Here is a 26,475-nt window from a genome sequence, read left to right as displayed (position 1 = left end):
CGGCGCCAGTTCGACCGGCGCGGCGGGCGCATCGGCGGCAGCCGGTGCGTCGGGCAGCTCGATGCCGCGGGCACGCGCATTGAACTCCGCGATCATGCCGTCCGGGATCGAGACGGCGCGGCGCGCGGTGACGCGGGCGAGCTGCGCGTGCAGCGTGTCGAACCCGCGTTCCAGCAGCTGGATGGCGCGGCGGTCGAGCTCGGTCCGCTGGCCGGCGATCGATTCCAGCATCGATTCGATCGCGTGGCCCAGGTCGCCGACGGCGTGGATGCCGGCCATGCGCGCGCCGCCCTTCAGCGTGTGCAGGTCGCGCTGCAGGCTGGTGATCAGCGCGCGGTCTTCCGGCGTTTCGCGCAGCTTGGCGATCAGGTCGTCGGAGTGGTCGAGCAGGTCGTTGCCTTCCTCGATGAAGATCTCGACCAGGTCCAGGTCGAGCCCGGTCAGGTCGAGGGCCTCTTCCGGCTCCGGCATGTCGGCGGGTGCGGTCACGGCAGGCTCCTCGACTTCGACGGAGGCAACGGCTTCGACGTCCATCGGTGCGGTTTCTTCCGCAGAAGCCTCCACCGCCTCCACGATGTCCGTGGTTTCGACGACGTCGTCGACCGTGGACACGTCCGGAGAGGCGTCTTCGGCAGCGGTATCGTCGAGGGCCAGCGCAACGTCGGCCTCATCGGCGGCGACCACGTCGACGTCGGACGCGTCGTCCGCGGCGACGGCGGACAGTGCTTCCGTCGTGACAACGTCTTCTTCGACCGTGGCCACAGGCGCATCAAGGGTCTCGACGGCGTCGGCCTCGACGGTGATCGCTTCGATCCCTTCGGCTTCGGCGACGTCCGCGGTCTCGGCCGCATCCACCTCCGCGACTGCTTCGGCGGCGGACAGCTCAACGGGCGCCACTTCGTCTTGTCCGGCGACGTCGTCGGCCGCGACGGACAGCGCTTCTTCGGCCACGGCCTCGCCATCGCCGGCATCCGCCGACGCTGCAGTCTCTTCCTCGGCGAGGAATGCGGGCAGGTCGCCATCGACCGCCAGCGTGTCGTCCTCGGCAGCAGGCGCCGCTTCATCGGACGCCAGGACCGGCTCTTCGACCAACGGCGCGGCGTCCTCGGCCGCCTCGACGAGGTCCGCATCCATCTCGGCGACGACGATCTCTTCGACCTCGGCCGTTGCCTCGGCTTCCTGCGCTTCTTCGCCAACAGGTGCCGCGGGTTCGGGTTCCGGTGCATGCGCGCGCGGCAGGATGCGGTAATCGAGGTCGTAGAAGGTGACGCTCTGGTCCACCGGTGCCGGCGTTTCCGGCACGGCGGGCGCGTCGACCGACGACACCGTTTCCGCGCTGTCGCTGGCGATCTCCTCGACCGGCAGTGTCGCGACCTCGTCGGGCGTGGCGCCATCGGCCGGTACGGCGATGTCGAATCCACCGGCACCGTTGGCCGCCTCGGCATCGAGGTAGGCCGACAGGTCCATCGCCAGCAGCTCGACATCGGACGGACCGACCGGCGGGGCGATCGGCGTCTGGCCGACATACGTGCCCTGGTGGGTGTCGTCGACGATCTGCGCGCCGTGGCGCACATCGGGCAAGCCGTCGCTGAGGGCACGCAGCTGGCCCGCCAGCGCGGCGAACACCGGGATGCGCGGCGACGGCGCCTGCAGCGCCGCGACGCTGCGGCGGATCGCCTGCGCAGTGTCGGCGAACGCGGCGACGCCTTCCGGCGACGGCGTTTCGCCGGCCGCCAGCAAGCGCTTGGTGTACTGCTCGGCCGCGGAGGTGACCTGGGTGATCTCGGGCACATCGGCCATCGCCAGCGCACCGTTCATCGTATGGATCGCGCGCAGCAGCTCTTCGCTGACCGGCGTGGCGTCCACCTGCGCCTTCTGCAGCCAGTGGTCGACCGTATCGAGATGGTTGTCGACTTCGGCTTCCAGGATTTCGCGCAGCACCGCATCGACCGACGCTGGCGTGCCTTCGGCTTCCGGTTCGAACGCGACCGGCGCGTCCTCGACGATCGGGGTGGGCGCGACGTGCGTCGGTTCGACGGCGTCGGCCGTCTCGTCCTGCGCCACCCCCGGTTCCACGCTGTAGTACGCGTCCTCACCGGCCGCCAGGCGGTCGGCGACGGCCTGCAGGCCCGTCAGGTCGGCGGTGACGCTGCCCTGGCCACGCAGTGCGGCGTTGAGTTGGGGCAACGTGTCGCAGGCCTGCTCCAGCAGGACTTCGACCGCATGGCTCGGTGCGCGCGTGCGGTCGAGCACGCGGTTGAGCATGTTCTCGACCTTCCAGCTGAACTCGCCGAGGGTCTTGGCGCCGACCAGGCGGCCGCTGCCCTTCAGCGTATGGAACACGCGGCGGATCGGCCGCAGGCGCTCCAGGTCTTCGGTGTTGCTGCGCCAGGCCGGCAGCAGCTGCCGCAGGTTGACGATCTCCTCGTCGAACTCCTCGAGGAACACCTCGCGGATGTCGTCGTCGATGTCGGTGCTGTCGCCATCGAAGCCGCCCACGACCGCGGACGGCACGGCCGCCGCAGCGGCGGCGATCTCGTGGCGCAGGTCGGGCAGTTCGTCGGAGTCGACCACCGGCGCGGACGCGTCCGCCGCGTCGGAGGCTTCGACCGGCATGTCGATCGCGGTGCTGTCGTCCGCATCGGCGGCCACATCGATCGGCGGCGTTTCGGCCTCGATCGTCAGCGGCGGCGCGATGGCGTCTTCTTCGAAGCCGACCGGATCGAATGGATTCGCGCCGGCATTTGCAGACGGTGCAGGCGCGGCATCCAGCGGCTCGAGCGAGAGCGCGCCGAACGAAACGGGTGCAGGCGCGTCGGCCACGGCAGCGGCTTGCGCGGCGGCAGGCGCCTCGACGACCGGCGTCGGCGCTTCGGCCACGGACGCTTCGACGGGTGCCACGGCGTCCGCCGGCAGCGGCCAGTAACGCAGCGCTTCCAGGCTGCCGCGAGTGATCTCGAGGATGTCCTCGCGGTTGGGGCGCCGCTCGCGCAGCGCTTCCAGGTAGTACTCCAGGCTGGCCATCGCATCGGCCAGCGTGTCCAGTTGCTGGCCGCCGGGCACGCGCTTCTTGCCGATCAGCTCGCCGCTGACGTAGCGCTTGACGCCGACCACGTAGTCGCCGGCCTGGCCGAGTTCGAGCATGCGCAAGGCGCCGGCCACCTCGTCCAGCAGGCGCGGCACCTCCGCCAGTTCGGCGTGGTCCCAGTTGGTTTCGATGAAGGCGACGAAGCGCTCGCGCGCACCGGCGAAATTGATGATCGCCTCCTGCGCCAGCACTTCGACCGTGCGCTGCGACTCGGCCGCGCTCGGGTCCTGCTCGGCATCGCCGCTGCCCAGGCGGGCGACCTGGTCGTCCAGCGAGGCGTCGACGTACAGCAGCGCGCCGGCGACGTCGAGCAGCGTGCCCTCGTCGGCCGGACGCGACCCGGAGGCCACGTCGCGCAACGTGTCGCGCTGCTGCAGCACGACGTCGCGGGCCACGCCCAGGCCCATCATGCCGAGCGTATCGGCGACGTTGCCCAGTTCGGTGACCTGCGCGTCGAGCTCGTTCGCGTCGCTGCCCGTGCGCAGGTGCAGGTCCAGCGCGTCCTTCACGCGCAGCAGTTCTTCCTTGACCGCGTTGCCGACGGTGTCCAGCAGCTCGCGGTTGCGGCCGCTGAGGCTGCTGCGCGCATGGTCGATCTCGGCTTCGCTCGGGGCCGCTTCGTCGCGGGCACCGGCCGGGAACAGCATGCTTTCGTTGAGTCCCGGCGCACCGCGCGAGGCGCGGATCTCGTTGAGCAGCGGCAGCAGCACGATCGGGATGTCGCGATGGCCGTCCTGCAGGCGTTCCAGGTAGTCCGGCAGCAGCACCGCGCCGCGCATCAGCGTGGCACAGGCCTCGTCGCGATCGGCCACGGCACCGTCCTGCAGTGTCTTGGCGAGCAGTTCGAGTTCTTCGGCGACCATCGCCGGCGCATACAGCTCGACCATGCGCAGGGTGCCCTGCACCTGGTGCAGGTAGCCGGCGCAGAAGCGCATCCGGCTGCTGTCGGCAGGCGTCTCGACGAACGCCTCGATCTCCTGGCGGACCAGCCGCAGGGTTTCGTCCAGCTCGGGCTTCACCCAGCCGAGGACGGCGTGGCTCATGGCTTCGCGCAGCGCACTCATCGGCGTGCTCCCGCGGCGACGGCGGAGCCATCAGCCTCGCGCTGCTGGCAGGCGGGAAGGCGTAGGAAGTTCATGCAGTGCGTCCCGTCCTCAGCCCGGCAGCTTGAAGTCGGCGACCGAACGGCGCAGGTCCGCGGCCAACTGCGCCAGGTGTCCGATGGACTCGGCCGTCTGCCCGGCGCCCAGCGAGGTCTGCGAGGTGATCTGGCGGATCACGCCCATCGTCTGGGTGATGTCCAGTGCGGCGGAAGACTGTTGCTGCGCGGCGCTGGAGATGCCCTTGATGAGGTTGTTCAGGTCGTTCGACACGCGCTCGATCTCGCCCAGCGCGGTACCCGCGTCCTCGGCCAGTCGTGCACCGGACACCACTTCGGCGGTGGTCTGCTCCATCGAGCTGACCGCTTCGTTGGTATCGGCCTGGATCGTCTGCACCAGCGATTCGATGCGGCGCGTGGCGCCCGAGGTGCGTTCGGCGAGGCGCTGCACTTCGTCGGCCACGACCGCGAAACCGCGGCCTGCTTCACCGGCCGAAGCCGCCTGCACGGCCGCGTTGAGCGCCAGGATGTTGGTCTGCTCGGAAATGTCGTTGATCAGTTCCACCACCGAGCCGATTTCCTGCGAGGACTCGCCCAGGCGCTTGATGCGCTTGGAGGTTTCCTGGATCTGGTCGCGGATCTGGTCCATGCCGCGGATCGTCTCGCGCACCACGCCGGCGCCCTCGGTCGCGATCTGCACCGAGCGCTGCGCCACTTCGGCGGACTCGGTGGAGTTCTTCGACACCTGGTCGATGCTGGTCGCGATCTCGCTGATGCGGTCGGAGGCGGTGGTGATCTGGTCGGCCTGGTGGCCGGCGGCTTCCGCCAGCTGCAGCGCGGTGGCCTGGGTCTCCTGGGTCGATGCCGCCACCTGCACCGAGGTGTCGTTGATCGTGGTCACCAGGTTGCGCAGTTCGTCCACGGCGTAGTTGATGGCGTCCGCGATGGCGCCGGTCATGTCCTCGGTCACGGAGGCCTTCACCGTCAGGTCGCCTTCACCCAGCGACGAGATTTCGTCCAGCAGCCGCATGATCGCCTGCTGGTTGCGGCTGTTGTATTCCACCTGCGTCTGGTAGCGCATTTCCTGCTCGCGCTGGCGGGTGCGGTACAGCGAGTACAGCAGGCCGATGATGGAGATCAGCGCCGCGATACCGGAGGCGATGCCGAGCCAGAAGTTGGGGAACAGGCGCGTGTCGCGCACCGATCCGAAGGCCGAGAACGCCTGGAACAGGTTCGTGCTGTCCTGGAGCATCTGGCCGGAGCCGTTGGTCAGCGCGGCGGCGGCCGACTGCGCGGCGAACAGGTTGCGCGAGCTGGCCAGGATCGCGTCCAGGTCCTTCTTCATCGCGGTCCACAGGGTCTGCGAGTTCTGCAGCGCGGCCAGGGCGGCGGCGTTGCGGACCGGCGCGATGCCCAGGTCCGGGTTACCGTCGCGCAGGCCGTCCAGCACCTGGCCGAACAGCACGGCGTCGCGGCCCAGCGCGTCGCCGGCGGTGGCGGCACCGGCGCCACCGGCCCGGATTTCGGTCACGCGGCGGGCCATGGTGCCGGCCAGCACGACCTGCTGCAGCGCGCTGTAGATCTGCGAGGACGGTGCACCGCCGGCGGACATGGCGCGCACCACTTCGTTGAGCTGCGCCTGCAGGCTGGGCACCTGGTTGGCGAAGCGGTCGGCGTTGCCGGCCAGTGCCAGCACGGCGGCTTCGGAGGCGACGATCTGATCGGCGTTCTTGCCCAGCGGCGCCCAGGTGGCGCTCAGCTTGGCCAGCGGCCCGGAGATGGCGCCTTCGTTGCCGAAGCGGGTCTGCAGGTCGGACACCGTGGACTCGACCGACTGCTTGGTCTCCTTGAACGCCTTGAACGCCTCGGCGTTGCCGGCCACGGCTTCCCGGCCCTGGTTGGTCAGCTGCTGCGACAGCACGCGCATGTCCGATGCGCCGGTGCTGGCGCCGGACAGGCGGCTGCCCTGGTACGTGGCCACACCGGTGTTGGCACCGAAGACCAGCACCGACAGCGCCAGCAGCAACAGCCAGAAATTGTTGCCGAAACTGCCGACCTTGCCGGCGCTAGGAGAATCCGTCGCAGTGCTCATCGTTCAACCCCTGATTGTTCTTGTCGTCCGCGCTCAGAGCGCGGTCTGGCGGAATTCGGGCGTGCGCGCAAGCAACCCCAGCGCAAAGACGCCCCACCGCTGATCGTCGCTGGCGAAAGCGCGATCGATGAAATGCCCGTAGCGGCCGTCCGCCAGATCCCCCGGCTCGACCTGCTGCGATTCGTGGAAGCTGCGCTGGCCGTACAGCTCGTCGATGGTCAGCGCGACGTCGCCGCCGGCCTGGCGCATGACCAGCACGCGCTGGCCCTCGTGCAGGACGGTGCGTTCGCCTTCGAGGAACTGCTTCAGGTCCACGACCGGAAACAGGTTGCCGCGCAGGTTGCCGATCCCCAGCAACCACGGGTGCGCGCCCGGGACCGGCGTGACCGGCGGCATCGGCACGATTTCCACCACTTCCCCGAAGTTGGAAATCAGCCGGCGCTTGCCCACGCGGTAACCGACGCCGCGGTACTGGTCCTGCGCGATCTCGCGCGCCGGCTGCACCACGGCGTGCGCCAGGCTGCGGCGCTCGTATTCGGCCAGCGTATCGAATGGTGTGCGGATCATCGCCCGCCCCCTGTGCACTCAGTGCGAATGATGACCACGGCGCCAGCCCCTCAGGTGCTGACGTGGGCGCGGATGGCGTCGAGGAGTTCCTCGCGCGTGAACGGCTTGGTCAGGTACTGCTCCGAGCCGACGATGCGCCCGCGCGCCTTGTCGAACAGGCTGTCCTTGGACGACAGCATGATGACCGGCGTGGACTTGAACACCTGGTTGTTCTTGATCAGCGCGCAGGTCTGGTACCCATCCAGGCGCGGCATCATGATGTCCACGAAGATGATCTGCGGCTGCTGGTCGGCGATCTTGGCCAGGGCCTCGAAGCCGTCCGTCGCGGTCACGACTTCGCACCCCTCGCGTTTCAGCAGGGTCTCTGCGGTGCGGCGGATGGTTTTCGAGTCATCGATCACCATGACCCTTAGGCCGTGGAGTCCACCGGCCTGGCCTTCGTTCTGCGTCATTACCTGATTTCCCCATGCGCGCGTGGCTTCATTGACGAACCGGCCACGCTGCGTTGCTGCCTATATCCCCTATCCCGGCGCGCACTGTCAAGCCGCAGCGCCGACCGCCGTTCCGATGAACGGGATCATGCGAACTCCGTCGCAGTTTGCGACGACGGCGGCGACAGGGCGTTCCACCGGCGCCGGGGCGGCGACCGCATGCGCCCTGATACCATCGCGTCGTCTCCCGCAGAACCCCCGCCATGCCGCTGGACGTCATCGTCGTCATGGACCCCATCGGGTCCATCAAGATCGCCAAGGACACCACCTTCGCCATGCTGCTGGAAGCCCAGCGGCGCGGCCACCGCCTGCACTACGTCACCCCCGGCCGGCTGTCGCTGCGCGACGGCGTGGCGCACGCCCAGGTGGCGCCGTTGACGGTCCGCGACGACAAGGCCGGCTGGTTCACACTGGGCGAGGCGCGCGAACTCGCCTTCGGCCCCGGCCAGGTCGTACTGATGCGCAAGGACCCGCCGGTCGACGACCAGTACCTGTACGACACCCAGGTGCTGAGCATCGCGCAGCAGGCCGGTGCGCTGATCGTCAACGACCCGCAGGGCCTGCGCGACTTCAACGAGAAGCTGGCGGCGCTGCTGTTCCCGCAGTGCTGCCCGCCGACCCTGGTCAGTCGCGACCCGGCCGCGCTGAAGGCCTTCGTGGCCGAGCACGGCGAGGCGGTGCTGAAGCCGCTGGACGGCATGGGCGGCCGCTCGATCTTCCGCGTGAAGGCCGGCGACCCCAACACCAACGTCATCCTGGAAACCCTGGTCGGCCCCGGCCATCTCACCCTGGCCCAGCGCTTCATCCCCGGCATCAAGGACGGCGACAAACGCGTGCTGCTGGTCGACGGCGAGCCGGTCGACTACGCGCTGGCGCGCATCCCGCAGGGCGACGAGTTCCGCGGCAACCTGGCCGCCGGCGGGCGCGGCGAAGGCCGCCCGCTGAGCGAGCGCGACCACTGGATCGCCGCCCAGGTCGGTCCGGAGATGAAGCGCCGCGGCATGCTGTTCGTCGGCCTGGACGTGATCGGCGACTACCTGACCGAGGTCAACGTCACCAGCCCCACCTGCGTGCGCGAGCTGGACGCGCAGTTCGGCCTGAACATCGCCGGCCAGCTGTTCGACGTCATCGAGAAGAAGCTGGCGGTCTGATGATGTCGGCGGTTCCGATCCACCCGCCGAAGATCGGCGCGAACGAGCGCCTCGGCGCCACGCTGGCGCTGTCGCTGATCGTGCACGGCCTGCTGGTGCTCGGCGTGGGCTTCGCCCTGGACGACGCGGCGCCGGTGATGCCGACGCTGGACGTGATCCTCAGCCAGACCAGCACGCCGCTGACACCGAAGGAAGCCGACTTCCTGGCCGCGGCCAACCAGGAAGGCGGCGGCGAGAGCGAGCAGGCGAAGCGGCCGCGCGACAGCCAGGCCGGCTGGATCCCCCAACCCGATACCGGCCTGGCACCGCAGCCGTTGCGCGCGCAGACCACCGCGCCGGTGCCGCCGCCGGAACGCCGCGTGGTGACCACGCGCGACAGCGACACCCGCGCGCCGGCGCCCGAAGCGCGCCCGCAACCGGACCAGCCCGAGCTGCCGCAGGGCGAACAGAAGGTGCAGCGCGATGCCGAGATGGCGCGGCTGGCGGCCGAGTACCACCTGCGCTCGGAGCTGTACGCCAAGCGGCCGAAGCGCAAGTTCGTCTCGGCCAGCACCAAGGAATACGTCTACGCCAACTACCTGCGCGCATGGGTGGACCGCGCCGAGCGCGTCGGCAACCTCAACTATCCCGACGAAGCGCGCCGCCGGCGCCTGGCCGGCACGCTGGTGATCAGCGTGGCGGTGCGCCGCGACGGCAGCGTCGAGCAGACGCGCATCATCCAGTCCAGCGGCGTGCCGCTGCTGGATTCCACCGCGCAGCGCATCGTGCAGCTGTCCTCGCCGTTCCCGCCGCTGCCGGAAACGGCCGAGAACGTCGACATCCTTCACGTCACCCGCACCTGGCGCTTCCTGCCGGGCGGCGAAGTGCGCGACGAGTAGCGCGCGACACTGTCAGGCGCGGGAGGCGCGCAGGGCTTTCTGTTCTTCAAGGGTCAGGGCGACGTTGTTGCGCAGGTAGGCCGGCTCGACGTGCTCGGGTGCGACCGTTTCGCCGCGCGCGAAAGCAACCGCCGCCAGCCGCGCGAGATCCGCGGCATGCGGCAGCGCCTGTGCATCGATGCGGGCGAAACGGGGCTGCAGGCGCGTCGCGAGCACGCTCTCGCCGGCGGCGAAGCCGGTCCCCACGCCGATCCAGCCGCTGTCGTCGCCGACGAGGGCATAGTCGGCGGGCGCGATGACGGCTTCGCCCGACGTCGCCTCGAGGCGGTCGCCGCGATGCACGAACGTGCCGGTGTAGATCTCGCCCATGCGCGCATCGATCGCCGCGAGGATGGGGTGCGCGATGCCGACATCGCAGCCGCCCTCGCCCGCGGTCACCCGCGGCGGCGGCACCTGCGCGGCCAGCACGGCGAGCGTGGACACCGGCACCAGCGGGCGGTCCAGCGCCAGTGCGATGCCCTGCGCCAGCGCGATCGCCAGGCGCACGCCGGTGAAGGCGCCGGGGCCGCGGCTCAGCGCGATCGCATCGAGCTGGCTGCGCGCGAGGCCTGCGTCGGCGAGCAACTGCTCCGCCCACGGCAGCGCGAGTTCGGCATGACGCCGCGGCGCGACCTCGAAGCGCTCGCGCACCTCGCCATCGACGTAGACGGCGATGGAACAGGCTTCGGTGGCGGTTTCGAAGGCGAGCAGCTTCATGGGCAGCGGGAAGGTCGTGAGGCGCCTAGCTTAAACGGTGGGCACCAAGGCGGCGGTCAGAAGCGCGCATCGGCGAACCAGTCGTCGCCGCCCTGCCCGGCCACCACGACCGGGTCCGGCGTGGGCTCCACGCCGAAGAAATGCTGCACGTCCTGCACGCGCTGGGTGCGGCGGAACGGCGGCAGCGAATCGAGGAACACGCGCCCGTACGGCTTGCCGGTCAGGCGCGGATCGCACAGCACCAGCACGCCGCGGTCGGTCTCGCTGCGTATCAGGCGGCCGACCGCCTGCTTCAGCGCGATCACTGCCTGCGGCAGCTGCTCGTCGCGGAACGGATTGCCGCCGGAGCGGCGCACCGCTTCCAGCCGCGCTTCGAACACCGGGTCGTCCGGCGCGGCGAACGGCAGCTTGTCCACCACCACCACGCTCAAGGCGTCGCCGACCACGTCGACGCCCTCGCGGAAACTGGCCGCGCCGAGCAGCACGCCGTTGCCGGATTCGCGGAACCGCTGCAGCAGCGTGCCGCGCGGCGCTTCGCCCTGCACGAACAGCGGCCACGGTCCGCCACGCAATGCGTCCGCTGCTTCGCGCAAGGCGCGGTGCGAGGCGAACAGCAGGAAGGCCCTGCCCTGCGAGGCCTCCAGCACCGGGCGCAGCGTCGCGATCAGCGACTTGCCATAGCCGGGCGCATTCGGATCGGGCAGGCCGGCAGGCAGGTAGCAGAGCGCCTGCTGCGGCCAGTCGAACGGGCTCGGCTGCAGCAGCGTCGGCGGATCGTCCAGGCCCAGGCGCACGGCGAGATGGTCGAAGCGTCCGCCCACCGCCAGCGTCGCCGAGGTGAACACCCAGGCTGCGCGCGATTGCTCACGGTGCTGGCGCAACGGTCCGGACACATCGAGCGGCGTGCGCTGGCAGCGGAACGCGCGCGGCGTGAGTTCGTACCAGAGCACGTCGCTGGCATCATCGGCCGGCGCGGCGTCATTGTCGAAAGCACCCGCGGCCGGCGTCGCATACCAGCGCGTCAGCCGGGTGGCGAACTCCTTCGCGCGCGCCGTGCACGCCTCCAGCCCCAGCGAAGCCTCCGCCAGCGGCGCGAGCGCAGCGGCCAGATCCTCCAGCGCGGCGGCCAACGCATCGAAACCGGCGCCGACGCCGGGCTTGGCGAGCAGGCGCTCGCGCGTGCCACGCGTCGGCACGCCTTCCATCGCCGCGCGCAGTTCACGCAGTGCCTGCTCCAGCGCGCGCACCGGCGGCTGCAATGCCGACAGCGCACCGGCCGCGTCCTTCGACTCGGCCAGGCAGTCGCGCGCCAGTTCCTGCAACGGACGCATGCCGAAGCCTTCGCCAAAGAAGTTGGCGGCCAGTTCGGGCAGCTGGTGCGCTTCGTCGATCACGAACGCCTGCGCGCCCGGCAGGATCTCGCCGAAGCCTTCCTGCTTCAGCGCCAGGTCGGCGAGCAGCAGGTGGTGGTTGACCACCACGATGTCCGCCGACTGCGCGCGCTGGCGTGCCTGCACCACGAAGCAGTCTTCCCAGAACGGGCATTCGCTGCCCAGGCAGTTGTCGATCGTCGAGGTGACCAGCGGCAGCAGCGGCGAGTCGTCCGGCAACGCGGCCAGCTCCGCCATGTCGCCGAACTTGGTGCGTCCGCCCCAGGCGACGATGCGCTGGAACTGGTCCACCTGCTCGCGGCTGGTGAAGGTGGTGCGCAGCGCCTGCGGATCGCCCTTGGCCTGGTTCAGGCGGTAGCGGCACAGGTAATTGCTGCGTCCCTTCAGCAGCGCGGACTTCAGCCCGGCCACGCCCAGCGCATCGCGCACGCGCGGCAGGTCGCGGTGGTAGAGCTGGTCCTGCAGCGCGCGCGTGCCGGTGGACACGATCGTCTTCAATCCCGACAGCAGCGCGGGCACCAGGTAGGCGAAGGTCTTGCCGGTGCCCGTGCCGGCCTCGGCCAGCAGCACGTCGCGCGCATCGAAGGCGTCGGCGATCGCCGCCGTCAGGCGCTGCTGGGCATCGCGGGGAGCGAAGGCATCGAGTCGTTCCGCCAGCGCGCCCCCTTCGCTGAGGGCGTCGCGGCTGGCCTGGGCTAGCTGGGACATCGGGGAAACGGTAAGCGGCGTGCAGCGACAAGGGTACCGCGTCATGCCGGACGCGGTGTGTCCCTCACATGCGCTGGATCACCGGCACGGTGCAGGCATCGCGCTTGGCTTCGGTCTCGGCGATGGCGGCCTGCAGGGTCGCGGCGCGCGCGGCGTGCTGCGCGGCGTCCTCCGGCGTGTGCCGCGCCGGCAGCGGCTGATGTACGGCGAGTTCGTGCTGGCGCACCTGGCGCACGGTCTCCCAGTGCTGGCGGCACAGCGGCCCCACCTGCGAGCCCAGCTGGAACGCGCGCTGCGCCAGCGTGTCCGCGCGTGCGTAGTCGCCCTGCAGCAGCGCGACTTCGGCCCGCTCCTGCAGCACGGCGGGATCTTCCGGCACCAGCAGCAAGGCCTGGTTCAGCGCGTCCGCCGCCTTGGCGAAATCGCGCGACGAGCGCGCCTGCTGCGCCGTCTCGCGCAGGTCGTCGACCTGCGGATCGCGCAATGGCTGCACGGCAAGCTCGCGGTCGTCGTCGCCGGCGGCGGCATCGATCGCCGCGACACGCTGGTCCGGCGTCACCGGATCGCGCGCGACCGGTGCCTCGGGCACCGGCGCGGAGACGCAACCGGCGAGCAGGATCAGCGAAAGGGGGAATGCGTATTTCATCGTCATGGCTGTTGCGGGGGCGTGTCCTGCGGCGGCGCTGCGGGTTCTTCCTTGCGGTCCAGGCCGAACCAGCTGCGCCAGCCACCGCCTTCGGATGCTTCGCCTTCGGCCGGCACTTCCTCGATCACGCAGGGCGCGTAGGCCGGCGCGAAGCCGGACACGAACGGCAACTGGCGCGCTTCGGGACAGCTGGCGTCGGTGGTGTTGCCGCCGACCACCCATTGCCAGTCGAGGCCCTTGCTTGACACCTTCAGCGGCGCGCTCGGTAGCCGCGCGAACAGGCCCGACCACACGCGCATCGCACCGGTACCACCGTACAGGCCGGTCTGCTCGTTCTGGTCGTTGCCCATCCACACCACCGCCAGGTGATCGCCGGTGTAGCCGGCGTACCAGCTGTCGCGGCTGTCGTTGCTGGTGCCGGTCTTGCCCGCGGACTGCAGGCGGCCCAGGCCATCGCCGATCAGCTGGCGGCCGGTGCCGTTCGACACCACCTGCTGCAACGCCACGGTAATGAGGTTGGCGGCGATGGAATCGCCTTCCTGCGCCGGCGCCGGCGTCTTGTCGTAGCGCTTGAGCAGCTTGCCCTCGGGATCGAGCACGCCGCGCACTGCATGCAGCGGCTGGATCTCGCCGCCAGAGGCGAGGAACTGGTACAGCTGCGCCATCGCGTACGGACTCTGGTCCGTGGAGCCCAGGATCAGGGCCGGGTTGGGTTCGGCCTGGATGCCGGCCAGCACGCGGATCAGCTGCGCCAGGCGGTCCGGTTCGACCTTCATGCCCACGCGTACGGTGGCCTGGTTGTACGACCGCGCCAGCGCGTCGACCAGCCGCACGGTGCCGTGGCTGCGGCGGTCGGCGTTGGCCGGCGTCCAGCGGCGGTTCTTGCCCAGCTGCACGGTGACCGGCGAATCGTCGACCCAAGTGGCGAGCGAATACTGGTCCGGCTGCGCCAGTGCGAGCAGGTAGACGAAGGGCTTGAGCAGCGAACCGACCGGCCGCTGCGCTTCCACCGCGCGGTTGAAGCCGACCTCGGACACGTTGCGGCTGCCGACCACGGCCAGCACGTCGCCGTCGTGCACGTCGGTCACCACCATGCCAGCCTGCAGCGGCGGACGGCGCTTGTTCTCCAGCGCCTTGATCGTGCGCGTCACCGACGCTTCCGCATAGGCCTGCGCCGAGGGCGACATGCCGGTCAGCACGCTCAGGCCCGCGCCCTGCAGCGCGCTCTCGGGATAGTCGCGCGCCAGCTGGCGGCGGACCAGGTCCACGTAGGCAGGGAAGCGGTTGGCGGCCGCCATGCCCGGCGTCTTGGTCACGCCCAGCGGCGCGGCGCGCGCGCGCTTGTATTCGGCATCGTCGATCAGGCCGGTTTCGTGCAGCTTGGAGAGCACGTAGTCGCGCCGCTCGGTGGCGCGCTCCGGATTCCGACGCGGGTTGTACCAGGACGGACCCTTGACCAGTCCGATCAGCAGCGCGACCTGCTCGGTGGTCAGGCTGTCGAGATCGCGGCCGAACCAGAATTCCGCACCCGCGGCGACGCCATGGATCGCCTGGCTGCCACGCTGGCCCAGGTCGACCTGGTTGAAATACGCTTCCAGGATGGTGCGCTTGTCGTAGCGCGCCTCCAGGATCAGCGCATAGAGGATCTCGTTGAACTTGCGCGTCGGCGTCTGTTCCTTGCCGATGCCGAGCAGGCCGCTGCGCGCGAGCTGCTGGGTCAGCGTGCTCGCGCCCTGCTTCGTATCGCCACCCGAGCGCACCAGCAGCCATGCCGCGCGCACCATGCCCGACAGATCGATGCCGTGGTGGTCCTTGAAGTCGCGGTCCTCGACCGCCTGCAGGCCGGTCACCAGCAGTTCCGGCACTTCCTCCAGCCGTACCAGCCGGCGCTCTTCCTGCTTCTGCCCGTACAGCGTGGCGATGCGCGCCGGATCCAGCCGCGCCGCCTTGAGGTTCTGCTTGCGGGCGAGATCACGCACCACCGCGATGCGGCCGTCGGACAGGCTGACCTGCAACCTGCGCGGCGCCACGCGGCCATCGACGTCGATGAAGCCGCGGCTGGAAATGGTGAAGCGGCCACCCTGGCGTGCGTACGTGCCGGGGCTCTCGCCGGCGCCATCGTCGCGGTACGACGCCGCATCGAGTTCGGTCTTCAGCGTCTGCGCATCCATCGCCAGTCCGGGCGCGACCTGCAGCGGCCGTGCATAGACGCGGGTGGGGATCTGCCAGCGCAACTCTCCAAAACGCTCGGTGACCTGGTGGTTCAGGTACAGCGTGTACGGGATCAGGAATCCCAGGCCCAGGCCCACCGCGGCCAGGCCCCAGGTCAGCAGGCGTTGCCGCCAGCCCGGACCGTCGTCGATGTCGTCTTCGTCCAGTGCTTCGTCGTCGTAGTCGTTGCGGGCCACAGGGGATGCGACAATGGGAATTCGGGCGAGTCTAGCGCAGCCGCCAAGGGTGCGCCCGGCCCGTTTCCCCCTTGCTCAGCTGGAGTTGCAACGGAATGTCGATGTCGTGGGCCGACGTGCGCTTCATGCTGGAACGCGCGCGCGGCCTGGTCCGGCGCGGGGTGGCCAGCCTGCGCACGCGCGGTGTCGGCCCCACCTGGGCGCGCGTGCAACGCCAGTTCGCACGCCGCGCACCGCCGTTGTCGGTACCGCTGTATTTCCCTGTGCAAGGCCCGTTCGCGCCGTTCGCGGTGCCTTCCACCGCTGCGCCGCGCGCCAGCATCGTGATTCCGGTCTACAACCAGGCCGCCCATACGCTCGCCTGCCTGCGCGCGCTGGCGGAGCATCCGCCGACCGCGACCTGCGAAATCCTCGTGATCGACGACGGCTCCCGCGACGAGACCGGCGACTGGATGCCGCAGATCGCCGGACTGCGCTACCACCGCCGTCCCGCCAACGGCGGCTTCATCGCCGCCTGCAACGACGGCGCGGCACTGGCGACGGGTGACTGCCTCGTCTTCCTCAACAACGACACCGTGCCGCAACCCGGCTGGCTCGATGCGCTGCTCGCCACGTTCGATGCGCATCCAAACACCGGCCTGGTCGGCGCGCAGCTGATCTATCCGGATGGACGCCTGCAAGAGGCCGGCGGCGTGGTCTTCGACGACGGATCGGCCTGGAACTACGGCCGCTTCGATTCGCCCGACGATCCGCGTTACGCCAGCCTGCGCGATGCGGACTACTGCTCCGGCGCGGCGATCGCGATTCCCGCGCCGCTGTTCCGCGCGCTGGGCGGCTTCGACACGCGCTACGCGCCGGCCTACTACGAGGACACCGACCTGGCCTTCGCCGTGCGCGCGCACGGCTTGCGCACGCGCTACCAGCCCGCCTCGCGCGTCGTGCACCTGGAAGGCATCACCTCCGGCACCGATACCGGCAGCGGCACTAAGGCCTACCAGGTCCGCAACCGCGGCGTGTTCGCGGCGAAGTGGCAGGACGCGCTTGCGCAGCAACCGCGCGCGGGCAGCGTGCCGACCGCCGGCTCGGTCGTGCAGCCGCGCCGGCAGATCCTGGTCATCGACGCGGAAACACCGCGCCCCGATCACGATTCCGCCTCGCTGCGCCTGCTCAACCTGATGCGCTTGCTGGTCGACGACGGCGCGCACGTGGTGTTCCTGCCCGCCGACCTGCGCCACGTGGAGGGCGGCACTGAGCGCCTGCAGCGCCTCGGCATCGAAACCTGGCATGCGCCGTTCGCGACGCGCCCGGCGACGTGGCTGCGCGAACACGGCGCCCGCTTCGACGTGGTGATGCTGTCGCGCCATTACGTCGCCGCCGAATTCCTGCCGCTGGTGCGCCGTTTCGCGCCGCAGGCGCGGGTGGTGTTCGATACGGTCGACCTGCATTTCCTGCGCGAACTGCGCGGCGCCGACCTGGCCGGCGACGCCGGCCTGCAGCGCGCCGCCGAGCGCACGCGTGACCGCGAGCTCGCACTGATGCGGCAGGCGGACGCGACGCTGGTGGTCAGCCCGGTGGAACGCGAGCTGCTGTCGACGCTGCTGCCCTATGCGCGCGTGGACGTGGTGGCGAACCTGCACGAACTGGCGACCACGGGACTACCTTTCGAACGGCGGCACGACCTGGTGTTCGTCGGCGGCTTCCGGCATCCACCGAATGTCGATGCGGTGCGCTGGTTCGGCAGCGAGGTCTTCCCGTTGATCCACGCGCGGCACCCGGAGATCCGCTTCCATTGCATCGGCATGGCGCCGCCGCCGGAGGTGCTGGCCCTGCAGGCGCAGCCGGGCATCGTCGTGCACGGGCACGTGGCGGAGCTGGGGCCGTACATGGATGGCGCCCGTATCGCGCTGGCGCCGCTGCGCTTCGGCGCGGGCGTCAAGGGCAAGGTCAACCTCAGCATGGCGCATGGCCAGCCGGTGGTGGCCACGTCGTGCGCGATCGAAGGCATGCACCTGAGCGACGGACACGACGTGCTGGTCGCCGACGATGCGGCCGGCTTCGCCGAGGCGGTGCTGCGCCTGTACGGCGATGCGGCGCTGTGGCAGCGGCTTTCCGAGCACGGCCGCGACAACATCGCGCGGCACTTCTCGCTGGACGCCGCACGCGACACGGTCCGCCGCGTCTTCCTGCGCTAGGGCGCGGTGGCCGCCTGGGCCACGCGGACGCGCGAGGCGAAATCGTCCAGCCCGGTGACGGCCGCGTCCAGCCGCTGCGCTTCCTGCAGGGCCTGCGCAGCGAACGCCAGATCGCCTGCGCCCAGCCGTTCCGTGCCCACCGCGATCCATTTTTCCGCCAGCCGTCGCCGTGCGTCCTGCATCGCGGGATCGCGCGGCTGCAGGGTCTGCCAGGCCTGCTGGCAGGCCTGCGCACGACGGATGCGATTGGCGCGCAGTTCGTCTTCGTAGCAGCTGCGGACGGCGGGCAGCAGGCGGGTCGCGGCCTGCTTCACCGCCGGGCTATCGGGCGAGAGCGCCTGCGCCGCGCGCAAGGTGTCGTAGGCGCTCTCGCCGGGCGGGGTCAGCCACTGGCCCTGCGCCTCGGCCTGCGCCATCCGCGCGAGCAGCGCGGCGACGCGGCGTTCGCGCTCGCGCGTACCGAGGGACGCGGTCGCGCCCTGGCGTTGCTGCACCTCGCGTGCCCGCGCGACGGCCTGCTCCGCCTGCACCAACCGGCCCGACTGCGGCGCCAGTTCGCGGGCGAGGTCCAGTTCGTGTTGTGCCTGCACGAAATCGAAATCGCCCGCCTCGCGTTCCGCCTGCCGCGCATGGGCGATGCCGATCTGCTCGAGGCCCTGCCGCGCGGCGCCGTCGTCGGGCACGGCGGCTACCACCGCGTCGTAGGCCGCACGCGCCGATGCCAGCCGGCCACGGGCCAGATCGCGCGCACCTGTACGGCGTCGCGCGTCGACGGCCGCGGCCAGCGCCGCTTCCGCCTGCGGAAGATCCACATGGCCGGCATCGAACGTGCGCGCCGCGGCGATCCTCGCGGCGGCCTCGCCCAACTCGCCGCGAGCGAGCTGCGATCCGGCCTCCTGCAGCAGGTCGGACAGCGCGTCTTCCCTGCCCTCCAGCGCCTCGATGCGCGTCGGCTGCAGCGCCAGCACGCGCTGGTACAGCGGCAGGGCAGTGTCGTCGCCGCCCCACAGGCGCTCGTCGGCCTGTGCGCGCGCCGCCGCCGCGAGCAGGCCGTCGACACCGGCATGTTCGGCTTCGCGCGTGCGCAAGCGCAGGGCCAGCGCGTCCGCCTGCGGCCGCGGCACCTGCAGGTCGCGGGCGAGCGCGAGCCGCGTGCGCGCCTCGTCGAAGCGGCCCTGTCCTAGCGCGACGTCCGCCGCGCGCAACGCGGCCTGCGCGACACGACCGAGACCGTCGGCGGCCTCGGTGCGGTCGTTGTCCAGCGCCTGCGCGGCTTCGTAGAGCTGGCGCGCGCCGCTGCCATCGGTCGCATCCAGATGGCCGGCGCGCAGCGCTTGGTCCGCCTGGTCAAGCAGCGACTGGATGCGGGTCTGCGGCCACAGCACGTCCGCCAGCGGCTGGCGGAATGCGATGACGAGCACGATGAAGAGGAGGGCGAGACCGGCGACCCAGCGCCAATGCCGGCGATCGCGCCAGGCAGGGACCGCCGCCACGCGGGGTGCCGCGGGATCGCTCGCCGCGCCGCGCGTCCAGTCGATGCGCGGTTCGATGCGTCGGCCCCGTCCGGCGCCATGGTGGTCTTGGCGGGTCACGCCCGCAGCATAACCACTCAGCCTGAACGTCGCGCGTCTTCGACCCCGGGCAATGCATCGAGCTTGCCCAGCAGCGTGGAGAGCTGGCCGAAGTCGGCCACCTTCAGCCGCAGGCGCAGGTGCACGCGGCCGCTGGTGCGGTTGCTCTGGCTGTTGATGTCCAGCACGTTGGCCTCTTCCTGCGCGATCAGGGTGGTGATGTCCTTGAGCAGCCATTTGCGGTCGAGCGCGGTGACCTGCACGTCCACCTCGTACCCGCCGCCGGCCTGGCCCCATTCCACCGGCAGCACGCGCTGCGGGCTGGTCGCGGCCAGGCGCGCGAACGCCACGCAGTCCGCGCGATGCACGGTCACGCCGCGCACCCGCGTCAGGTAGCCGGCGATGGGTTCGCCGGGCACCGGCTGGCAGCACTTGGCCAGCTGCACCAGCAGGTTTCCCACACCCTGCACGGTGAACTTGGACGTGCCCGGCTTGGCGAGCCTGCGCGGCGGCCGCAGCACCGGCAGCGACACCGCATCCGGCTCGGCCGCGGCGCGCTGCTCTTCGTGCAGCGCACGCCCGACCTGGTGCGGGCCGACGTCGCCCAGCGCGACCTGGATGTAGAGCTCCTCGACGCTGTCGGCATGGAACTTCTTCGCCGCACCCGTCAGGTCGACGTGGTGCAGCCCGAGCCGCTTCAGTTCCTTGTCCAGCAGCTCGCGCCCGGCCTGCAGGTTGCGCGCGCGGTCGAGCTTGTGGAACCACGCCCGCACCTTGTCGCGCGAGCGTCCGCTGGCGAGGAAGCCGTTGGCCTGCAGCAACCAGTCGCGGCGCGGCTCGGGCTCCTTCGAGGTCATGATCTCGACGCGGTCGCCGCTGCGCAGCACATGGTTGAGCGGCACGATGCGGCCGTTGACCTTGGCGCCGCGCGTGCGGTGCCCGACCATCGTGTGCACGTGGTAGGCGAAGTCGAGCACCGTGCCGCCCTGCGGCAGGTCGACCACTTCGCCCTTCGGCGTCAGCGCGTAGACGCGATCCTCGACCAGCTCGGCATCCAGCTCGCCGGCAAGCGCCCCGTCGCCGCCCGCGCCCTCGGCCGCGCCGTCCAGCAGGCGGCGCATCCATGCGATCTTGCGGTCGAAGGCATCGCCGCCGCTCTTGCCTTCCTTGTACTTCCAGTGCGCGGCCACGCCCAGCTCGGCCTGCGCGTGCATCTCGTGCGTGCGGATCTGCACTTCCAGCGTGCGGCCTTCCGGCCCGACCACGGCGGTGTGCAGCGAGCGGTAGTCGTTGGCCTTGGGCCGCGCGATGTAGTCGTCGAACTCGCTGGGGATCGGCACCCACAGCGCGTGCACGATGCCCAGCGCGGCGTAGCAGGCGGCGACGTCGTCCACCGCGATGCGCACCGCGCGCAGGTCGTACAGCTCGTCGAAGCCGACCTGCTTGCGCTGCATCTTCCGCCAGATGCTGTAGATGTGCTTCGGGCGTCCGCTGACCTCCGCCCCGATGCCGTGCTCGGCCAGCGCCGCGCGCAGCGCATCGGTGACCGCGCCGATGTAGCGCTCGCGGCCGAGCCGCTTCTCGTCCAGCTGGGTGGCGATCTGCTTGTAGACCTGCGGCTGCAGGTAGCGGAACGCCAGGTCCTCCAGCTCCCACTTCAGCTGCCAGATGCCCAGCCGGTTCGCCAGCGGCGCATGGATGTCGCGGGTGAGCCGCGCCAGCGCCTGCCGCTCGGACTCCGGCAAGGCGCCGGCGGCGCGCATGCGCGCGAGCTGGCGCGCGAGCAGGATGGTGACCACGCGCAGGTCGCGCACGATCGCCAGCAGCAAGCGGCGGAGGCCCTCGGTGTTGACGCCGCGCGTCTGCTCCGCGTGCAGCGCCCAGACCTGGGCGGCGGCCCCCTGCCCTTCCAGCAGGTCGGCCAGGCCAGGCACTTGTTTGCCGGCCACCGCTGCGACGGCGGGTTGCAGCGCGGGCAGTCCGTGCAGCACGGCGGCGAGCACGACGTCGCCGTCCGCGCCGAGCGTCGCCAGCGTATCCAGCGTGTCGGCCAGCACGTCGACGGGATCGGGCATGCCGTCCTGCGCACCGGCGGCCGAGGTGGCATCGGTCAGTACCTGGCGCAGCGGTGCCGGCAGCGCCTGCAGGGCGGGCCGTTGCAGCAGCGTGGCGATGTCGTGGACGGGGGGAACCATGGCCGCGGGGATGGGCGACCAAGCGTCGCCGGAATGACTACACTACCGGCCAGTCGACCGCAGGAACAACCATGAAGATGAGCCGCTTGTTTCTATCCATCGCCTTGTCGGCCGCATCCGCGTGCGCCTTCGCCCAGGAAACCGCGATCGAGCCGCTGCGCGATGCGATGAGCGACAGCGAGTTCAAGGCCGCCGGCCTGGACAAGCTGAGCCCGTCCGAACTCGCCGCGCTGGATGCGTGGCTGCAGCAGCGCGTCGGCCAGAAGACCGCGCAGGCGGTGGAACAGGCCAAGCAGGAAGGCCGCAAGGAAGTCGAGCAGGAAACCCGCGGGTTCTTCGACTTCGGCACGTCCGAACCCATCGCCAGCACCATCGTCGGTGCATTCAACGGCTTCGCCGACGGACGCCAGTACACGCTGGCCAACGGCCAGGTGTGGGAACAGGTGGAGCCCGCCTCGCTCGCCGGCGTGCGCCGCACGGATCCGGCGGTGAAGATCACGCCGTCCCGCTTCGGCAACACCTGGTTCATGAAGATCGACGGTTACAACACCGCCGCGCCCGTCCGCCGCATCAAGTAATGCCATCCCCGAGGATCACCATGCGCCTGTACCGCCTCCTGCCGCTCGCCCTGCTCTGCGTCGCCGCGCTGCCCCTGCACGCGCGCGAGTATGTCGACATCCAGAAACGCCTCACCCCCGAGCAGATGCAGGCGACCGGCCTGGACAAGCTGAGCGGCGAACAGCTGCAACTGCTCAACAGCCTGCTCGACGAGGACCGCAAGGCCGTCGTCGAGGAAGTGCGCAAGGAAGAGCGCGCCGAGGGCGCGCGCGTGACCGGCACCCTGTTCGGCGGCAACGGCCTGGACCCGGTCACCAGCACGCTGACCGGCGACCTGCGCGGCTGGTCGCGCGGCACCGTGTTCACGCTGGACAACGGCCAGCGCTGGCGCGTCATCGACGGCGAGTACTACGCCGGCAAGCCGCTGGGCAACGCCAAGGTGGTGGTGTCGCCGGGCAAGATCAGCGGCTGGTACCTGCAGGTCGAAGGCCACAATCCGCGGCCGAAGGTGCAGCGCGTCGACTGACGCGCGCACGATGCAGCATTACCCGCGCAGCGCCTGCAGGCGCTGCGCGAGCTTCTTCGGCGAGACGCCGCTCTTCGCGCCCAGTTCCTGCGCGAACACCGATACCCGCAGCTCCTCCAGGTCCCAGCGCAGCGCCTGCCAGTCCGCCGCCTGCGCGACACCGTCCTCGTTCGCCTGCGCCAGCGCATCCGCGAACGGCTTGAGTTCCAGCATGCGCGCCTGGTCCTTCGCCGGATCGCGCTTGGCGCGTTCGGCGCGCAGCGTCATCGCCTTCAGGTAGCGCGGCAGCTGCGCCAGCGCGTCGGCGGGCGTGTCGCGCAGGAAGCCGGGATGCACCAGCGCCGCCAGTTGCGCGCGCAGGTCGTCGAGGTTGCCGCGCGCCCAGCCCATCAGCGGTGCCTCGAGTTGCGGCTTCAGCTCCGCCACCGCGGACAGGATCGCCTCGGCGAGTTTCAGCCGCTCCATCGCTTCGCCGAACAGGCGCCTGCCGGCGTCGTCGCGCCGCTGCTCGAATGCGGCGCGGTCGCGGATCGCATCGAGCCCGCCCGCGAGCACGGCATTCATCGCCGCATCGACGATGTCGCCGCGCAGGCGCTCCTGCGATTCGATCGCCGCGTACAGCAAGCCCGTCTTCGGCGACACCGGCAGCTGCTTGCGCGCCTGTTTCACCTTGTCGGCCAGCGCGATCTCCAGCAGGCGACGCACGCCGCGCGGGTGCGCGGCATCGGCTTCGGCACGGTCGGCGAACACCTGCAGCGCCACCGTCTCGCCCTCGTCGCGCAGGGCCGGATAGGCCGGCACGCCGGCCTCGCCGGGCACCTCGCGCGGGATCGGCTGCGCGGGGAACTCGCGCAGGCCGCTGGCCGCCATCTCGCGACCGGCGCGCGCCGCGAACGCCTGCCCCGCCTTCGCGCCGAAGCGCGCACGCAGTGCTTCGAGATCGCGCGACTCGGCCAGCACGCGACCTTCGCCACCGCGCGGATCCTCGCGCAGCCTCAGGTTCATGCGCAGGTGCGGCTCCAGCGCCGCGTCGTCGAAGTCGAGCGCGCTGACCGCTACGCCGGTCGCGCGCGAGAGGAACCGCGCCAGTTCGCCGCGGATATCGTCGGCGGTAGGCTTGGCAAACGCTTCGAAGAATGCGCGGGCGAAGTCCGGCGCCGGCACGTAGTTGCGCCGCATCGCCTTGGGCAGGCTGCGGATCAGCCCGGCCGCCTTGTCGGCGACGAAGCCCGGTGCCAGCCACGACAGCCGCGTGGGATCGAGCGCGTTGAGCAGGTGCAGCGGCACCTCCAGCGTCACGCCGTCGTCGACCGCGCCCGGTTCGAACCGGTAATGCAGCGGCAGCCGCGCGTCGCCCAGCGCGAAGTACTTCGGATAGCGGTCTTCCTCGCTGCCTTCTCCCGGCAACAGATCGACCAGCGACCAGTGCAGCGCGCGGCGCTTGTCGGGCGGCAGCGCCTTCCACCACGCGTCCAGGCCGGCGGCGGAATGGATCTCGGACGGAATGCGGTCCAGGTACCAGCGCGCCTGCCAGTCCTCGTCGGCGACCAGGCCGGCGCGGCGCAGCTTGGCTTCTTCTTCGCGCGCCTGCTCCAGCGTCTTCAGGTTGTCGGCGACGAAGGACGCACGCGTGGTGATCTCGCCGGTCACCAGGCCCTGGCGCACGAACAGGTCGTGCGCTTCCGCCGGGGCGATTCGGCCGTAGTGCACCGGCTTCTTCGGCGCCAGCACCAGGCCAAACAGGCTGATCTGCTCCGACGCCAGCACCTGGCCCTGCGCGCGCGACCAGTGCGGATCGAAATGCTTGCGCAGCAGCAGGTGCGGCAGTTCGGCGATCACCCAGTCGGGTTCGATCGATGCCAGGGTCATGCCCCACACCTTCTGCGTGTCCAGCAGGTTGGCCGCCAGCAGCCACGGCGGCGGCCGCTTGGACAGCGGCGAGCCCGGGAACGGCAGGAAACGGCGCTGGCGCGGCGCCTGGTAGTCGCCCTTGTCGGTGCGATGGCCGATCTGCGTGGGCAGGCCGGCCACCAGCGCGCGATGCAGCGTCTGGTAGGCGCTGGCGCGCACGCGCTCGCTGAAGCCGCCACCGGCCGGCGCCTGGTCCTGTTGTGCGCGCACCGCCACCGGTGCGGGCGCGGGCTCGGCCTTGGCCTCGCGCGCCAGGCGTGCGGCGCGATGCAACTGGCCACGCGTGGCCTTCACCGCCGCGGCGCTGTCGTCGCGCGCGGCGGGCGGCGCGCTGCTGCCGGCGAGCAGCGGCGCCAGCGACGCCTCGGTGTCTTCTTCCTTCCAGCCCAGTTCCTCGCACAGCAGGCGCAGCTGGCGATGCAGCTCGCGCCATTCGCGCATGCGCAGGAAGCCGAGGAAATGGCGGCCGCACCAGTCGCGCAGCTTCGACTGGGTCAGGTCCTCGTGCGCCTGGCGGTAGGCATCCCACAGCCGCAGCACGCCGACGAACTCGGAGCGGCCGTCGGCGAACTGCGCATGCGCGGTGTCCGCCGCGCCGCGCGCGTCGGCCGGGCGTTCGCGCGGATCCTGGATGCCGAGGAACGAGGCGATCACCAGCATCGGCCGCAGGCAGCCCGCGGCCTGCGCCGCCACCAGCATGCGCGCCAGCTTCACGTCCACCGGCAGGCGTGCCATCTGCCGGCCGATCGCGGTCATGCGGCGCTCGCCGTCGATCGCGCCAAGTTCGGTCAGCTGCTGCCATCCGTCGGCGACGGCACGCTCCTCCGGCGCTTCCAGGAACGGGAAGTCCTCGATCCGGCCCAGGCCCAGCTGCAGCATGCGCAGGATCACGCCGGCCAGGCTGGAACGGCGGATCTCGGGATCGGTGAATTCCGCACGTGCCTGGAAATCCGCTTCCGAGTACAGCCGGTAGCAGATGCCCTCGGCGATGCGCCCGCAGCGGCCCTTGCGCTGGTTGGCGCTGGCCTGCGACACCGGTTCGATATGCAGGCGGTCGAGCTTGCTGCGCGGGCTGTAGCGCTTGACGCGCGCGAACCCGGGATCGACCACGTAGCGGATGCGCGGCACCGTCAGCGAGGTCTCGGCCACGTTGGTGGCCAGCACGATGCGCCGGTTCGGGCCGGGGTTGAACACCCGGTCCTGGTCCTGGTTGGACAGCCGCGCATACAGCGGCAACACCTCGGTGTTGCGGTACTTGCGGCGCTCCAGCGACTGGTGCGCGTCGCGGATCTCGCGCTCGCCGGGCAGGAAGACCAGCACGTCGCCGCGCGCGTCCAGCCGGGTGATCTCGTCCACCGCCGCCACGATGGCATCGTTGACGGTGCGGTCGCCTTCCTGCTCGCCCTCGCCGTCTCTCTCGCTTTCGGGCGCGCGGTAGCGCACCTCGACCGGATAGGTGCGGCCTTCCACGCTGATCACCGGCGCGTCGTCGAAGTGTTTGGCGAAGCGCGCGGTGTCGATGGTGGCCGAGGTGACGATGACCTTCAGGTCGCGGCGCTTGCGCAGCAGCTGCTTCAGGTAGCCGAGCAGGAAGTCGATGTTGAGGCTGCGTTCGTGCGCCTCGTCGACGATGATGGTGTCGTAGGCCGACAGCCAGCGGTCGCTGGCGATCTCCGCCAGCAGGATGCCGTCGGTCATGAACTTGATGTGGGTGTCTTCGCCGACCTGGTCGTTGAAGCGCACCTGGAAGCCGACGCCGCGGCCGAGTTCGGTCTTCAGTTCGTCGGCCACGCGGCGCGCGACGGCGCGCGCGGCGATGCGCCGCGGCTGCGTGCAGCCGATCATGCCGGCCACGCCGCGGCCGGCGGCCAGGCACAGCTTGGGCAGCTGGGTGGTCTTGCCGGAGCCGGTCTCGCCGGCGATGACGACCACCTGGTGGTTCCGGATCAGCTCGACGATGCGCTCGCCCTCGCGGGCGATCGGCAGCGCGTCGTCCAGCGTCACCGCGGGCACGGTCGCCAGGCGCCGTTCGCGGGTGGCGATCGACGCGGTCACGGCCTGTTCGAAGGCCTGGCGCGCACCGGCATCGGCCGGCTTGCCCTGCCAGCGCGACCACAGCCCGTGCAAGCGGCCGCGGTCGCGGCTCAGCGCACGGTCGAGCGACTGCCGGCCCTGGTCGAGGGCGGCGCGGTCGGGACGGGAGGGGGACGGGTTGCGGGGAGTACTCATCTTCAGCACGTGCTTGAA

At 70.7% G+C, this 26,475-nt stretch carries 15 protein-coding genes and 1 pseudogene; 5 read left to right on the top strand and 11 right to left on the bottom strand.

Annotated features, from left to right (window positions below; translation table 11 throughout):
* Positions 1-110 precede the first annotated feature (110 nt).
* From AC04MD_RS08555 to AC04MD_RS08540, 4 genes and pseudogenes are all read right to left on the bottom strand, one after another.
* Positions 111-4,152 (bottom strand): annotated as a pseudogene (locus AC04MD_RS08555) (Hpt domain-containing protein); the annotation flags it as partial.
* Between the two features lie 90 nt (positions 4,153-4,242).
* On the bottom strand, positions 4,243-6,279 hold the full coding sequence (locus tag AC04MD_RS08550) for a methyl-accepting chemotaxis protein (RefSeq protein WP_475496847.1): 2,037 nt from the start codon (positions 6,277-6,279) through the stop codon (positions 4,243-4,245).
* A 33-nt stretch (positions 6,280-6,312) separates the two neighbouring features.
* The gene (locus tag AC04MD_RS08545) at positions 6,313-6,843 is read right to left on the bottom strand and encodes a chemotaxis protein CheW (RefSeq protein ID WP_192310860.1); all 531 of its coding nucleotides are present in this window, start codon (positions 6,841-6,843) and stop codon (positions 6,313-6,315) included.
* 53 nt (positions 6,844-6,896) lie between these two features.
* Positions 6,897-7,298, bottom strand: coding sequence for a response regulator (locus tag AC04MD_RS08540; RefSeq protein ID WP_055940451.1), 402 nt, complete (start codon positions 7,296-7,298; stop codon positions 6,897-6,899).
* 242 nt (positions 7,299-7,540) lie between these two features.
* Here AC04MD_RS08540 and gshB point away from each other — a divergent pair, with 242 nt between their 5' ends.
* Entirely contained in the window at positions 7,541-8,488 is a 948-nt protein-coding gene (gshB, locus tag AC04MD_RS08535) for a glutathione synthase (protein ID WP_475496846.1), read from the top strand.
* 2 nt (positions 8,489-8,490) lie between these two features.
* Positions 8,491-9,366, top strand: a complete 876-nt coding sequence (locus AC04MD_RS08530) for a TonB family protein (RefSeq protein ID WP_475496983.1) — start codon at positions 8,491-8,493, stop codon at positions 9,364-9,366.
* 12 nt (positions 9,367-9,378) lie between these two features.
* Here the strand turns inward: AC04MD_RS08530 and tsaB are convergent, their stop codons facing one another.
* The 4 genes from tsaB to mrcB form a co-directional block, all read right to left on the bottom strand.
* Complete coding sequence (gene tsaB / locus AC04MD_RS08525) at positions 9,379-10,122, bottom strand: tRNA (adenosine(37)-N6)-threonylcarbamoyltransferase complex dimerization subunit type 1 TsaB (protein WP_475496845.1); 744 nt, start codon at positions 10,120-10,122, stop codon at positions 9,379-9,381.
* A gap of 56 nt (positions 10,123-10,178) precedes the next feature.
* Positions 10,179-12,221, bottom strand: a complete 2,043-nt coding sequence (locus AC04MD_RS08520) for an ATP-dependent DNA helicase (RefSeq protein WP_475496844.1) — start codon at positions 12,219-12,221, stop codon at positions 10,179-10,181.
* A 64-nt stretch (positions 12,222-12,285) separates the two neighbouring features.
* Positions 12,286-12,873, bottom strand: coding sequence for a tetratricopeptide repeat protein (locus AC04MD_RS08515; RefSeq protein ID WP_475496843.1), 588 nt, complete (start codon positions 12,871-12,873; stop codon positions 12,286-12,288).
* The gene (gene mrcB, locus AC04MD_RS08510) at positions 12,870-15,275 is read right to left on the bottom strand and encodes a penicillin-binding protein 1B (RefSeq protein WP_475496842.1); all 2,406 of its coding nucleotides are present in this window, start codon (positions 15,273-15,275) and stop codon (positions 12,870-12,872) included. The genes AC04MD_RS08515 and mrcB overlap by 4 nt, the downstream gene beginning before the upstream one ends.
* Before the next feature lie 95 nt (positions 15,276-15,370).
* On the opposite strand from mrcB, the gene AC04MD_RS08505 reads away from it, so the two are divergent.
* Positions 15,371-17,467, top strand: coding sequence for a glycosyltransferase (locus AC04MD_RS08505; protein ID WP_475496841.1), 2,097 nt, complete (start codon positions 15,371-15,373; stop codon positions 17,465-17,467).
* On the opposite strand, the gene AC04MD_RS08500 is transcribed toward AC04MD_RS08505, so the two are convergent.
* Both AC04MD_RS08500 and AC04MD_RS08495 read right to left on the bottom strand, forming a co-directional pair.
* Positions 17,464-18,960 carry a hypothetical protein gene (locus AC04MD_RS08500; RefSeq protein ID WP_475496982.1) on the bottom strand — a complete coding sequence of 499 codons (1,497 nt, stop codon included), beginning with the start codon at positions 18,958-18,960 and terminating at the stop codon, positions 17,464-17,466. The two genes, AC04MD_RS08505 and AC04MD_RS08500, sit on opposite strands and share 4 nt — an antisense overlap.
* Positions 18,961-19,076: 116 nt before the next feature.
* The gene (locus AC04MD_RS08495) at positions 19,077-21,233 is read right to left on the bottom strand and encodes a RelA/SpoT family protein (protein ID WP_475496840.1); all 2,157 of its coding nucleotides are present in this window, start codon (positions 21,231-21,233) and stop codon (positions 19,077-19,079) included.
* Between the two features lie 71 nt (positions 21,234-21,304).
* Here AC04MD_RS08495 and AC04MD_RS08490 point away from each other — a divergent pair, with 71 nt between their 5' ends.
* Both AC04MD_RS08490 and AC04MD_RS08485 read left to right on the top strand, forming a co-directional pair.
* Positions 21,305-21,811 carry a hypothetical protein gene (locus AC04MD_RS08490; protein ID WP_475496839.1) on the top strand — a complete coding sequence of 169 codons (507 nt, stop codon included), beginning with the start codon at positions 21,305-21,307 and terminating at the stop codon, positions 21,809-21,811.
* Between the two features lie 20 nt (positions 21,812-21,831).
* The gene (locus tag AC04MD_RS08485; protein WP_475496838.1) at positions 21,832-22,317 is read left to right on the top strand and encodes a hypothetical protein; all 486 of its coding nucleotides are present in this window, start codon (positions 21,832-21,834) and stop codon (positions 22,315-22,317) included.
* A gap of 18 nt (positions 22,318-22,335) precedes the next feature.
* On the opposite strand, the gene hrpA is transcribed toward AC04MD_RS08485, so the two are convergent.
* A complete protein-coding gene (gene hrpA, locus AC04MD_RS08480) occupies positions 22,336-26,457 on the bottom strand; it encodes an ATP-dependent RNA helicase HrpA (protein WP_475496837.1) in 4,122 nt (1,373 codons plus the stop codon).
* Between the last annotated feature and the right edge of the window lie 18 nt (positions 26,458-26,475).

This window comes from Pseudoxanthomonas sp. LjRoot206 (genome assembly GCF_056175725.1).
This window is presented reverse-complemented; position numbering and strand designations above follow the sequence as displayed.

Coding starts and splice junctions, on each gene's coding strand:
- AC04MD_RS08530 (WP_475496983.1), top strand. CDS start 8,491: ATGTCGGCGGTTCCGATCCACCCGCCGAAGATCGGCGCGAACGAGCGC.
- AC04MD_RS08495 (WP_475496840.1), bottom strand. CDS start 21,233: ATGGTTCCCCCCGTCCACGACATCGCCACGCTGCTGCAACGGCCCGCC.
- AC04MD_RS08485 (WP_475496838.1), top strand. CDS start 21,832: ATGCGCCTGTACCGCCTCCTGCCGCTCGCCCTGCTCTGCGTCGCCGCG.
- gshB (WP_475496846.1), top strand. CDS start 7,541: ATGCCGCTGGACGTCATCGTCGTCATGGACCCCATCGGGTCCATCAAG.
- AC04MD_RS08490 (WP_475496839.1), top strand. CDS start 21,305: ATGAAGATGAGCCGCTTGTTTCTATCCATCGCCTTGTCGGCCGCATCC.
- AC04MD_RS08505 (WP_475496841.1), top strand. CDS start 15,371: ATGTCGATGTCGTGGGCCGACGTGCGCTTCATGCTGGAACGCGCGCGC.
- hrpA (WP_475496837.1), bottom strand. CDS start 26,457: ATGAGTACTCCCCGCAACCCGTCCCCCTCCCGTCCCGACCGCGCCGCC.
- AC04MD_RS08520 (WP_475496844.1), bottom strand. CDS start 12,221: ATGTCCCAGCTAGCCCAGGCCAGCCGCGACGCCCTCAGCGAAGGGGGC.
- AC04MD_RS08550 (WP_475496847.1), bottom strand. CDS start 6,279: ATGAGCACTGCGACGGATTCTCCTAGCGCCGGCAAGGTCGGCAGTTTC.
- AC04MD_RS08540 (WP_055940451.1), bottom strand. CDS start 7,298: ATGACGCAGAACGAAGGCCAGGCCGGTGGACTCCACGGCCTAAGGGTC.
- AC04MD_RS08515 (WP_475496843.1), bottom strand. CDS start 12,873: ATGACGATGAAATACGCATTCCCCCTTTCGCTGATCCTGCTCGCCGGT.
- tsaB (WP_475496845.1), bottom strand. CDS start 10,122: ATGAAGCTGCTCGCCTTCGAAACCGCCACCGAAGCCTGTTCCATCGCC.